At 52.7% G+C, this 12,545-nt stretch carries 9 protein-coding genes; 4 read left to right on the forward strand and 5 right to left on the reverse strand.

Annotated elements, in window-relative coordinates:
- From GTGU_RS21320 to GTGU_RS21340, 5 genes are all read right to left on the reverse strand, one after another.
- Positions 1 to 258 (reverse strand): phosphopantetheine-binding protein, encoded by a 258-nt coding sequence (locus GTGU_RS21320; protein WP_038162095.1) that lies wholly within the window; start codon positions 256 to 258, stop codon positions 1 to 3.
- Entirely contained in the window at positions 239 to 1,072 is an 834-nt protein-coding gene (locus tag GTGU_RS21325; RefSeq protein WP_211252878.1) for a lysophospholipid acyltransferase family protein, read from the reverse strand. Before GTGU_RS21325 ends, GTGU_RS21320 begins: the two co-directional genes overlap by 20 nt.
- The gene (locus tag GTGU_RS21330; protein ID WP_038162101.1) at positions 1,051 to 1,773 is read right to left on the reverse strand and encodes a beta-ketoacyl synthase chain length factor; all 723 of its coding nucleotides are present in this window, start codon (positions 1,771 to 1,773) and stop codon (positions 1,051 to 1,053) included. The genes GTGU_RS21325 and GTGU_RS21330 overlap by 22 nt, the downstream gene beginning before the upstream one ends.
- A 69-nt stretch (positions 1,774 to 1,842) precedes the next feature.
- Positions 1,843 to 2,901, reverse strand: a complete 1,059-nt coding sequence (locus tag GTGU_RS21335; protein ID WP_038162103.1) for a class I SAM-dependent methyltransferase — start codon at positions 2,899 to 2,901, stop codon at positions 1,843 to 1,845.
- Positions 2,902 to 2,970: 69 nt separating this feature from the next.
- A complete protein-coding gene (locus tag GTGU_RS21340; protein WP_038162106.1) occupies positions 2,971 to 3,363 on the reverse strand; it encodes a lipoprotein in 393 nt (130 codons plus the stop codon).
- A gap of 1,647 nt (positions 3,364 to 5,010) precedes the next feature.
- Between GTGU_RS21340 and atzF the strand changes: the two genes are divergently transcribed.
- The 4 genes from atzF (at position 5,011) to urtA (ending at position 12,474) form a co-directional block, all read left to right on the forward strand.
- A complete protein-coding gene (gene atzF, locus GTGU_RS21345; protein ID WP_038162109.1) occupies positions 5,011 to 6,813 on the forward strand; it encodes an allophanate hydrolase in 1,803 nt (600 codons plus the stop codon).
- Positions 6,806 to 10,423 carry an urea carboxylase gene (gene uca / locus GTGU_RS21350; protein WP_038162114.1) on the forward strand — a complete coding sequence of 1,206 codons (3,618 nt, stop codon included), beginning with the start codon at positions 6,806 to 6,808 and terminating at the stop codon, positions 10,421 to 10,423. The genes atzF and uca overlap by 8 nt, the downstream gene beginning before the upstream one ends.
- Before the next feature lie 11 nt (positions 10,424 to 10,434).
- On the forward strand, positions 10,435 to 11,136 hold the full coding sequence (locus tag GTGU_RS21355) for a GntR family transcriptional regulator (protein WP_038162117.1): 702 nt from the start codon (positions 10,435 to 10,437) through the stop codon (positions 11,134 to 11,136).
- A gap of 66 nt (positions 11,137 to 11,202) precedes the next feature.
- Positions 11,203 to 12,474: an urea ABC transporter substrate-binding protein gene (gene urtA / locus GTGU_RS21360; RefSeq protein ID WP_038162120.1), complete on the forward strand. Its 1,272-nt coding sequence runs from the start codon at positions 11,203 to 11,205 to the stop codon at positions 12,472 to 12,474.
- Positions 12,475 to 12,545 lie beyond the last annotated feature (71 nt).

Genomic DNA, 12,545 nt, shown 5'->3' on the forward strand with positions numbered 1-12,545 from the left:
TCAGGCGCTTTGGGAATGAATGAACGTGGCAAGCGTCGCCACCGAATAAAAATGTTGACGCATCTCTTCGCTTTCCGCCGAGAGTACGATGCCATACTGGTTTTTTACGGCCAGACCCAGTTCAAGCGCGTCGATAGAATCGAGGCCTAAACCATCACCGAACAGGGCGGCGTTCGTATCGATGTCATCGACCGTCAGTTCATCCAGATTTAGCGTATTGATGATGAGATTTTTTATTTCAAGATAAAGCGCTTGCATCATTAAGTCCTGAAAAAGTTGATTCAACTGATTGTAATTTCAATAAAAGATGCCGGGTTAGCTGCCTTGCTGCCCGTGCCGGTTCTTGTTCGTTAACATCACAAAAATGGTCAATCTGCACGCGCTCGCCAGGCGTGGCTTCGAACAGCGGTCTGGTGGGGGGAACGTGATACCACTTGCTTTGTTTATCGAGCAGATGTTCGCTGCAGCGAATAGCCACAGTACGGATATCGCAGTGACAGCGCACGGCAATGTGGGCCGCGCCGCGGTGCAGTGTCATTTTCTCCCCGGGACGCGTGCGTGTGCCCTCGGGAAAAATCATAATGGTGTCGCCATGGGCAAGTCGGGTCTGACTTTGCGACAGCAGGGCATCAGCCTCGCTGTTAATCAGATAATCCGCCGCGCGGATCACGCCACTGAGAAACGGGTTCTTCAGCAACGAACTTTTCACCAGACAATCCGTTTCCGGCATGACCGAGGCGAGCAGCACATAGTCGAGTAGCGTAGGATGGTTGGCGACAATAAGGCAGCCCTGTTCCTCACGCAATGTTCTGGCGTTGTAAATGCGGTAATCCAGCGCACCGACAGTTCTGGCGATGGTCAGGAAAACACGGAAACTGACGGAAATGCTGCGTCTGGCGAGACGTCTGCGCGTATACCGATTACGGACGCACAACAGCAACAGGTTAAACCAGACCTGAGAGAGCAGGAGACCGCCCAGACCGAACAGCACAAAGCACAGTCCGGTCATGAGCAGACGCCACAGGCGTTCAGGAGAGGCGAGTGAGCGGATCATGCGCGACTCCAGCGCCAGTGAACTTTCTCTCCTGGAATACTGAATTCGGAGGCGTTGCTCAGGTAGTGCTGCAAAAATTGCAGACTTTGCGGCAGCGGTGCTTCTGTACCCTCGCTTCCGCTTTGCGTTGCACATTGCAATTCTTCGCCGGCTTCAAACACCAGCGCAACGGCGAACGGCCATGTCGGCATTTCTGGATCCAGCCCTGGATGATAGAAATCAGGCAATAAACCGTCGAAATCCACCATCAATACCCGCTGATATCCCCCCTGAAGCAGGCAAATGACTTCACAGAGCCCCTGATGGAAGGTATCCATTCCTGCAGACAGCGAGGAGGTGACCACCGGATGCTTCGCGGCAATGGTCAGGTTACCCACCGCAGAATTGTGGACGGACATGGCGAAATCGGTCGGTGAGACTGACTGCCCCGTTGCCAGCGCCTGGAGAATGCGATAGTTACGCTCCAGCTCACCATGGCGACTGGTGTAAAGTACCGCGTCGATGTCATGCCTGCGCAGCATCGTCAGGCCACAGTCGACGGCGAGCTTACTACCGGAATTTAACCGTCTGGCGGTCATCATCGGCAGCTCAGTGAGTTTCGCCTGAGCACCGTTGGGATCGATGGCATACGGCGCCAGTGACCATTGTTGCCACTGTGACGCTTCACTTATTCCAGGCGCTCTGGCCAGCCAGTCGATCAGGTTTAATGCAAATTTCATCAACGCGCATCCGCGGTAAATCAGCAGCGAGTATTCTGGCCGTTACTGGCCCTCAAATCTGCTGGGATATTAAAACTTCTTGCATACCAGTAATGTATGCCCAACGCCGAGGTTATCGATACGTTGCTCCACCTGGAAACCTGCAGCCTCCAGATAGCGATAAAACTTATCCACGCTATAAAAACGGCTGTTACCGTTTGCCATACAGGTGAAGTAAAGCGACGAGGCATTCAGGCTAAACGAGGCGGCTTCAAATTTTTGTGCATCCCAGAACAGCTCCATGACACACAAACGGGCATCCGGTTTCATGACGCTGGCGATGCGACTGAGCATGGCGATAATCTGCTCAGGTGAGAAACAGTCAAGAAACTGGCTCATCCACCAGACGTCGGCGTCTCCAGGTAGCGGCGCGTCACCAAGCATATCCACAGCATGGAAGTCGATACGATGAGATAAACCTGCATTTTCGATATTTTGCCGCGCCAGCGTAATTTGCTGCGGGAGATCGAGAAGCGTAATGGTGACATTTCCATCATACTGGCAACAGCGCAGTGCCCACTTACCTGTATTGCCGCCGACATCGTACAGGGTTTCAGGCCGTCTGGCGAAAATAAAGGGCAAAGCGGCGGTAAATGCAGCATCTGAATAGTAATGATCAAACGCAAACCAGCTTTCACAGGCCGGAGAAGGGAGTTGCGACAACACCGGGTAAATCGTTTCGGCATCGCTAAAGACTTTGAGCCCGGCGGGTTTCGACGACTTCAGTGCTTCTTCCAGGAAATACAATCCCTGATAGCAAACATGCTGGGTAAAATCCATATTCACACGGGTCATGGTGTCATGCTGGAGAAAATGCCCCACTTTGGACAGACGATAGCGCCCCTCCTTGCAGGTGATAATGCGACCACTTAATCCCATGTCCAGTAAGACACTGACAGCATACTCATTCAGGTTACTGTGCGGGACGATGTCATCCAGCGTCGCCCCGAGTTTTCTCTGGTCATCAAGATACGCCAGTATTCCTGCATTACGCAGGCATAGTGCGGTTTGAAACAGCATTGGCGCAAAGGCAATTCGTTGGGCTTCCGTGATGGCATCCAACGCACTGAGTGAGTCCTGTTCGTACATGAAAGGGCTGCCTGTTGAGTAAAAATGTTATTTATCGGGCCACGGATGGCCCGATGTCAGCGGAAACGCTTATTTCAGCGGCGCTTCTGAGGCAAGTGCAATCTGGATGTCTTTATCCAGGTTACGTACCCAGCGGTTGTAGGTTTTATGGATCTTCCCGCCAGAAGCCATCAGGTTCACGCTGCTGTCGTAGTTGATCGAATAACCGGTCGCTGTGTAATTAATTCGGACTTCAGCAATATGTCCGGCTGACTGTTGGCGCGCTTTAATCACCCCAGGGGAGATTTCATTCATTATCCACTGACGTTGTGGCCCGGCTTTGAGGATGGCTGCCTTCACTTGTTCTGCGGTGTGTCCAGCACTGACCGTAGAATGAACGTTATCGACAGGCACCGTGCGTGCACAGCCTGCCAATGCCCCCACTACCGCAAATGCCGCTAACCACTTAACGATCTTTTTCATACATACTCCATTCAGTCGAAAACTAACTTAAATTACGTTGCTACCCCTGAATCCGGTTTGCTGAATATACAAACACGGAAAATCTTTTTTCGATGGAGAATACGACCTGGAGCGGAAAAAAGGATGTAAGACAATTTGCTTTAGGTTAACTGTCCTGTTTGTGAGGGTTCATCCCAGAAATCTGCCAGAGCACCGTAAACTCCATGTAATAAACGAAATAAATTGGATAATAAAGGAAAAAAGGCAGTGCCAGGTGCTTCCTGGTGAGATACCCAACGGACGAAGTATCCCGCAATAGGTGTAATCGTAACTAACAAGTTTTTCCGTATAGCCCCTGCGCATAGCGGGATTCACTGCCTTAACTACAACAAACCACAAATACCTGGAGAAATAAACCTAACATCATTCACCAGCTTTCTATGAGCATCCATAGTTAATTCTCAGAAAAATCCAATAAATGATGCCTGTCATCCATCGGCAGAGCAAAACGCAAGCAGAAAGGACCGGGCTTATAGTTTGGCGAGTAGCCGATAAATATCAGTGCTGTTACTGCGGCATCATCATCAATCCTGAGACCGCTCAGGCGTAATTTTGAAATGAGTTGACTGCTCGTTTTTGGTGGTTTCTTTTACAAATGAGGACTGTTGTCCTGTTGGCGTGACATAACTTCGTTTCAACGATGAAAATGAAGCATGAAAACCGCTAAAATGTGCTCTCTCCGGAGACCTGCCTGACCTTCTTCACTAATTTGCTCGGTTGCTGACGGTAATTTACGAGTCCATGCTGACCATATCGTTGTGGTACTCCCAATCGTTGTCTGCCGTGTAGATGTTTCTTTGTCCTCTAACCTGCAAATTTTCTTGTGCGTGCCCTGAGCCATGGAGTCATATGAAAAATGACATAACCCCACAGCATAGGGACAGTGACATGGCAGTTATCTGAAGGTTGTCTATGGTACCATGGCATTTTCCCGCTCATACATGAACATCAGGAACTACCTTCAGTGCCGTTATTGACGAATGTAGTCGCCGCACAGGTAATACCAGAGTAGCTGGCTTCTGAAACTATTCCGTCGTTTTTTATTGTTACAAAGAAAGCGAAAGTAAGCGTATGTCTACCTCTATTTTTCCCCTTTTGCTCGCATTTTTCGAAAATCTGACGGTATACGCTGAGTACACCATCCGTAGCCACAGGTAATCATATCACTGAACCATCCGAAGGTTAGTACCTGCCGCCGATACCAGAGGTCATTGACTTTTTGCCTGAGTCTCTAAAAATAGTAGCGCTAAGATACACTTTATAAACGAGAATATGTTGTCATTGTTTTTTTTGCTTCACCATGAGCAGTTATAATACTGGTCTCAACTGGTGCGCCACAACTGGTGCGTTGCCGAGTGGAGGATATATTTGATTAGCACCTTGAAGTAGTTTTTAACTTTCATAATATATTGTTATGTTGTTTATGAATTAAATATGTATTTTTAATGGCAAATTGCACTGTAATAATGCTTTATTGCGCTGAAATAGTGCATCTGGTTGTTTTTGGTTATATTTGCTTTTGTTTTGATTATGCAAAACAATGCGTTACATATCTGGCATGTGTGTTGCTATTTGAATTCTATCTTGTATACCAGCAGGAATTCAAAGATGGCATTCATGACAGGAAAAACACTGGCGGCATGGCAGCAACAAATCAGGCGGAACAGTAATGAAGTTTTTGCTCTCTTAAAAGAGCGTGTTGATTCGCTTTCTACTGATGATAACGCATGGCTTGTTATTGCCAGTGAAGCGCAGTTACAAACACAATTAGATTATCTGCTTCCGCTTTATCGTAATAATCCAGATGCATTTCCTCTATTCGGCATTCCTTTTGCCGTAAAAGACAATATTGATGTCGCTGGCTGGCCGACCAGTGCAGCCTGTCCGGCCTTTACCTACATTGCTGAACATGATGCAACCGCTGTTGCCCGGCTCAAAGCCGCTGGCGCTGTGCTGATTGGAAAAACTAATCTTGATCAGTTTGCCACGGGGCTTTCAGGAACCCGCTCACCGTTTGGCACAGTACCAAACACCTTCAATAGCGCCTGGGTGAGCGGCGGTTCAAGTTCCGGGTCGGCCTCAGTAGTAGCCCGCGGCCTGGTGCCGTTTGCCTTTGGCACTGATACCGCCGGTTCCGGGCGCGTACCGGCCGGGTTTAATAACATTGTCGGGTTAAAACCCACCAAGGGCTGGTTGTCCGCAAAAGGCGTGGTTCCTGCCTGCCGTCTCAACGACACACTCTCCATCTTTGCACTCACCGTGGAAGATGCCTTTTACATTGCAACGCTTGCGGGGGGAGAAGATGTGCAGGACGCCTATTCCCGCGCTAATCCGGCCACCGCGCCAGCTGCGTTACCGCAAAATCCGGTTTTCGCCATCCCCGCAGAGATGAAATTCTTTGGCGATATGCAGGCGCAAAACGCCTGGGAAAATACGCTGGAGGCGCTGAAGGCCAGTGGTGCAACACTTAAACCTATCGATTTCACCGCGTTTTACCAGCTCGCCGAACAACTCTATCAGGGGCCGTGGGTGGCTGAGCGCACTGTGGCCGTTGGTGGGATGTTGCAAACACCAGAGCAGATGGATCCTACCGTCCACACTATTATTTCTTCCGGGCTGAACTACAGCGCCGTGGATGTCTTTAAAGCGGAGTACCTGCGTGCCGAACTGGCATTGCAGATCCAGAATGCTTTAAACGATGTCGATGCGCTGGTGGTGCCTACTTCGCCGACAATTCACACCATTGAAGAGATGAAACAGGAACCCATCCTCTTTAACTCTCAGTTTGGCACCTATACCAACTTTACCAACCTTGCCGATCTGAGTGCGCTGGCGCTACCTGCCGCGTTTCGCCTGGACGGGCTACCGGCAGGCATCACCCTTATTGCTCAGGCATGGCATGACCGTGCGCTGGCTGAGTTTGGCCTGCGCTGGCAGCAACAACAGGCACTGCCGCTGGGGGCAACAGGTCAGGATTTTACCCCCTCAAACGTTTTGCTTCCCGTCTCTCCCTGTCACATGCGCGTAGCGGTGGCTGGCGCACACCTGCGCGATATGCCACTTAATTTCCAGCTCACCACGCGTGACGCTGTTTTTGTCGAAACGACCGAAACGGCGCCATGTTACCGGCTGTACGCACTGGCGGATACGCAGCCAGCGAAGCCAGGAATTGTGCGCCAGGCGTCAGGTGCAGCCATTGAAGTGGAACTGTGGGACATTCCACTTGCGCGATTTGGCGAATTTGTCGCGGAAATTCCCGCTCCGCTGGGCATCGGTTCTCTGGAACTGTCCGACGGACGCTGGGTGAAAGGTTTTATCTGCGAACCGGTAGCGTTGATCAATGCCACCGATATTACTGAATTCAAAGGCTGGCGTAACTGGATTGCCAGCCGGGAGAACGAACATGTTTAATTCCGTACTGATTGCCAACCGGGGCGAAATCGCCTGTCGCGCCATCCGCACATTGCAACGTCTGGGCATCAAAAGTGTGGCGGTTTATTCCGACGCGGATAAAAACGCTGAGCATGTAAAACAGGCGGATATCGCTATTGCACTGGGCGGAGAGAAGGCAAGTGACAGTTATCTGCGCATCGACAAAATTATTGATACGGCGCTGGAAACGGGGGCACAGGCTATCTGGCCGGGTTACGGATTTTTGTCTGAGAGCGTGGCGTTTGCCGCCGCCTGCGAACAGGCCGGAATTGTGTTTGTCGGGCCAACCGCACAGCAGATTGGCGAGTTTGGTCTGAAACACCGTGCGCGCGAACTGGCCGCCGAGGCGGGCGTACCGATGACGCCGGGCACCGGGCTGCTTGACACACTGGATGAGGCGCTGGAAGCAGCGGAGAAGATTGGCTATCCGGTAATGCTCAAAAGCACTGCGGGCGGCGGCGGTATTGGCCTGACGCGCTGCGCGGATGCTCAGGGTCTTCAACTGGCGTGGAAAAGTGTACGTCGGCTGGGCGAGCATTTTTTCAGTGACGACGGGGTGTTTGTCGAGCGCTGCATTGACCGTGCCCGCCATATTGAAGTGCAAATATTTGGCGATGGTAAAGGCAATGTAGTGGCGCTCGGGGAACGTGACTGCTCTTTGCAACGTCGTAACCAGAAAGTAGTGGAAGAGACTCCTGCGCCGCATTTGCCTGCCGCCACTCGTGAGGCGCTGCTGAACTCCGCCGTGCAGCTCGGTAAGCTGGTCAGTTACCGTAGCGCGGGCACCGTGGAATATATCTATGACGTTGAACTGGATGTGTTCTACTTTCTGGAAGTGAACACCCGTCTGCAAGTTGAGCATCCGGTTACCGAGTGCGTCACCGGGCTGGATCTGGTGGAGTGCATGCTGCGCGTAGCGGCGAATGAACCGATTGACTGGGAGCGCCTGCAACAAGCGCCACAGGGTGCGGCTATCGAAGTGCGCATCTACGCAGAAAACCCGCTGAAAAACTTCCAGCCAGGCCCTGGCGTATTAACCGAGGTTGCTTTCCCGGAAGGCGTGCGTGTTGATACCGGCGTCACTACCGGCAGTGAAGTGTCAGCATTTTATGATCCGATGATCGCCAAACTCATTGTTCAGGGGAAAAACCGCGAAGAGGCTCAGGAGAAATTACAGGCGGCGCTGGATGCCACCCGTCTGCATGGCATCACCACTAACCTCGACTACCTGCGACAAATTACCGCCAGCAACGCTTTTCAGCGCGGGAACGTCTGGACACGGATGCTCGACAGCTATGTCACCCACTCTGCGGTGATTGAAGTTCTGCAACCGGGGACCTGGAGCAGTATTCAGGATTATCCGGGACGACTCGGTTACTGGGATATCGGCGTGCCGCCTTCCGGGCCGATGGATGATTTTGCTTTTCGCCTTGCTAACCGCATTGTCGGTAATCACGAAGCAGCGGCGGGTCTGGAATTCACGCTGCAGGGCCCGGTATTACAGTTTCACAGCGACGCAGTGATCGCCCTGACCGGCGCAGATTGCCTGGCTACTCTGGATGGCGAAACCGTACCTTTGTGGCAGCCAGTCGCTGTGAAAGCGGGGCAGACGCTGGCCTGTGGCCGCGTGCAGAACGGTTGTCGCGCCTACCTGGCGGTACGTAACGGCATTGATGTGCCGCAATATCTCGGTAGCCGTTCCACCTTTGCACTCGGGCAGTTTGGCGGTCACGCTGGCCGCACGCTGAAAGTTGCCGATCTGCTGTCGATTTCTAATCCGGAACTGGTCGCCTGCACTACGCCTGCCCCGGTGAGTGAACCGCAGGCACTAAGCCCGTCGCTGATCCCGGTCTATGGCGAGCTGTGGCGTATCGGCGTGCTGTACGGGCCGCATGGAGCGCCGGACTTTTTTACCCAGGACTCCATTGATGAGTTTTTCGCCAGTGACTGGCAGGTGCATTACAACTCTAATCGTCTGGGCGTTCGACTGGTTGGTCCGAAACCTGGCTGGGCACGGCCAGACGGCGGCGAAGCCGGTCTGCATCCTTCTAACGTTCACGATTGCGAATACGCGATTGGAGCCATTAACTTTACTGGCGACTTCCCGGTGATCCTCACCCGTGATGGTCCAAGTCTTGGTGGTTTTGTCTGCCCGGTAACCATCGCCAAAGCGGAGTTATGGAAGGTCGGACAGGTTAAACCAGGCGATCGGATCCGTTTCTACCCGATCAGCGTGGAGGAAGCCGTGGCGCGGGAAAAAGCGCAGGAGCGCAGTATTGAAACGTTGCACGCGAGCCATCCCGGCGAGTACGCAACGCCTTCGCTCGCCGAGCGTGACGGCGTTTCAGCCACCGTGCTGGTGTCGCTACCCGCAGCTGCCGGAGCTCCAGCGATTGTCTATCGCCAGGCTGGCGATAACTACATTCTGATCGAATATGGCGACAACGTGCTGGATCTGGCGCTGCGCCTGCGAGTTCACCTGCTGATGGAGCAACTGCATAAGCGAGCGCATCCAGGTGTAAAAGAGCTCTCGCCAGGCGTGCGTTCCTTACAGGTTCGCTATGACAGTCTGGCGATCGACCAGCAGGAACTGGTGGCGCTGTTGCTGGAACTGGAGTGGCGTATTGGCGATGTCAGCCAGATGAAAGTACCATCACGTATCGTGCACATGCCAATGGCCTTTGAAGACAGCGCCACGCTTGATGCTGTCAGCCGCTACAAAGACACGGTGCGTTCTGCCGCACCCTGGCTGCCGAACAACGTCGACTTTATTCAGCGTATCAATGGATTACCTGACCGTGAGACGGTGAAAGAGACCATTTTTAACGCCAGCTATCTAATCCTTGGCCTGGGCGATGTTTATCTTGGTGCACCCTGCGCAGTGCCGCTCGATCCGCGCCATCGGTTGCTCAGTTCCAAATACAACCCGGCGCGCACCTTTACCGCCGAAGGGACTGTGGGTATCGGCGGGATGTATATGTGCATTTACGGCATGGACTCGCCCGGCGGTTATCAACTGGTAGGACGCACGCTGCCTATCTGGAACAAGTTCCTCAAAAACGAACAATTCTCCGCAGGCCAGCCATGGCTGCTGCACTTCTTTGACCAGGTGCGTTTCTATCCGGTGAGCGAAGAGGAACTGACGCAACTGCGTGATGATTTCCGCGAAGGTCGCGCGTCCATCCGTATTGAAGAGACGGTGTTTGATTTCCGCCAACATTTGCAGTTCCTGCACGACAACGCCGCAGAGATTGCTGATTTCCGCACGCGACAGGCAGAAGCCTTCGAGGCGGAGGTAGAGCGTTGGCAGCAGGAAGATCAGGTCACGGCGGCGGAAAGTCAGATTCCCGAAGCCGTAGAAGAGATTGATGACGATGCATCACCGGTCTGTGCCGATATGAATGGCAACATCTGGAAAGTGGTAGTCAGTCCGGGCGATGACGTGGCGGAAGGTCAGCCGCTGGTCATCGTCGAAGCAATGAAAATGGAACTTGCCATCACGGCGCCACAGAGCGGCAGAGTCAAACGCATCGCCTGCCAGCCTGGACGTCCGGTCAGCCCCGGTGACACGTTGCTGTGGCTGGAATAAGAGAGGCCGTAATGATGAGCGAGAAGGGCGGTAAAAAACGAGCCGAAGGTCTGGCGGAGCGCATCTATCACGAGCTGAAAAATGACATTTTCGATTTTCGCCTGATGCCGGGCGCGCATTTCAGCGAGAACGAGATTTCAGAGCGGATGTCCGCCAGCCGTACACCGGTACGTCAGGCTTTGTTCTGGCTTGAGCATGAAGGCTATGTCCAGGTGTATTCGCGCAGCGGCTGGCAAGTAAAACCATTTGATTTCAATTATTTCGAAACATTGTACGACTTCCGTATCGTGCTGGAAAGGGAAGCTGTACGTCGCCTGTGTGGCATGCCTCCGGGCATATGTTCAGAACATCTGGCGCCGCTGGTCAGCTTCTGGATTGATTTGCCGCGCATGGATCCGGGAAAAGCATTATCGCTTCAGGATGAGCAATTTCACACCACGCTGGTTCACGCCAGCGGCAACAGTGAAATGGCACGGGTGCATGTGGAATTAACCGAGAAGATACGCATCATTCGCCATCTCGATTTCACCCGCGATGACCGCGTTGACGCGACTTACAACGAACATGCCCGTGTTTTACAGGCGATCCTGAAACAACAAACAGAGGAGGCGCAGCGCATTCTGACCGGGCATATTTCCCAGAGCAAAGCTGAGGTCAGAAAAATCACTTTACACATGCTTCAGCAGGCGAGTTTACAACCTGTTTCACCGTAGCCGAGGTTCTGCCCCACCCGTGCGGTGGGGAATATCAATTACTCAATATCATTTAGGGGTTTTGTAATGAAAAGACGTTCTTTACTGAAAGCTTTTGCCCTGTCAGCCACTTTTTTGAGCATGGGCTTGTCGTTACAGGCGTACGCCGCAGACACCATTAAAGTGGGGATCATGCACTCCCTCTCCGGCACCATGGCGATTTCAGAAACGCCGCTGAAAGACATGGCGTTGATGACCATTGATGAAATTAACGCCAAAGGTGGCGTGCTGGGGAAAAAACTGGAACCGGTAGTGGTCGATCCCGCATCTAACTGGCCGCTGTTTGCGGAAAAAGCGCGCCAGTTGCTGACCCAGGATAAAGCCGCGGTTGTTTTCGGTTGCTGGACATCTGTATCGCGTAAATCGGTGCTGCCGGTATTTGAAGAGCTGAATGGCCTGCTGTTCTATCCGGTGCAGTATGAAGGTGAAGAAATGTCTCCGAACGTGTTCTATACCGGCGCGGCACCAAACCAGCAGGCGATCCCTGCGGTAGAATACATGATGAGTGAAGACGGTGGCAGCGCAAAACGTTTCTTCCTGCTCGGCACTGACTATGTCTATCCGCGGACCACCAACAAGATCCTGCGTGAGTTCCTGCACTCCAAAGGCGTCCAGGATAAAGACATTGAAGAAGTCTATACCCCGTTTGGTTACAGCGATTACCAGACTATTGTTTCCAGTATCAAGAAATTCTCCGCTGGCGGCAAAACCGCAGTGATCTCCACCATCAATGGCGACTCCAATGTGCCGTTTTATAAAGAGCTGTCCAACCAGGGCATCAAAGCGACTGATGTTCCGGTAGTAGCCTTCTCGGTGGGGGAAGAGGAACTGCGTGGCATTGATGCCAAACCGTTGGTCGGCCATCTGGCGGCATGGAACTACTTTGAATCGGTCAGCAACCCGGTGAATACCAGGTTTGTAGCTGATTACCGCGCCTATGCCAAAGCGCACAAATTGCCGAATGCTGACACTGTCGTGACCAACGACCCGATGGAGGCGACCTGGGTCGGCATCCATATGTGGGCACAGGCGGTAGAGAAAGCAGGAACCACCGACGTGGATAAAGTGCGGGCGGCAATGGCGGGGCAGACGTTTGCCGCACCAGATGGCTTTACGCTGACCATGGATGCCACCAACCATCACTTACACAAGCCGGTGATGATTGGCGAAATTGAAGAGAATGGCCAGTTCAACGTGGTGTGGAATACCGATCAGCCGATCCGCGCGCAGCCGTGGAGTCCGTACATCACCGGTAATGATACGAAACCAGATTATCCGGTGAAGACTGGCAGTAAATAAGCCCACGCGGTAAACGCCAGGGGCAGGATTGTTGCCCCTGGCAGTGGTTGAATGTTCCGGTCTTGCCGGAT

Source organism: Trabulsiella guamensis ATCC 49490 (genome assembly GCF_000734965.1).
Classification (GTDB): domain Bacteria; phylum Pseudomonadota; class Gammaproteobacteria; order Enterobacterales; family Enterobacteriaceae; genus Trabulsiella; species Trabulsiella guamensis.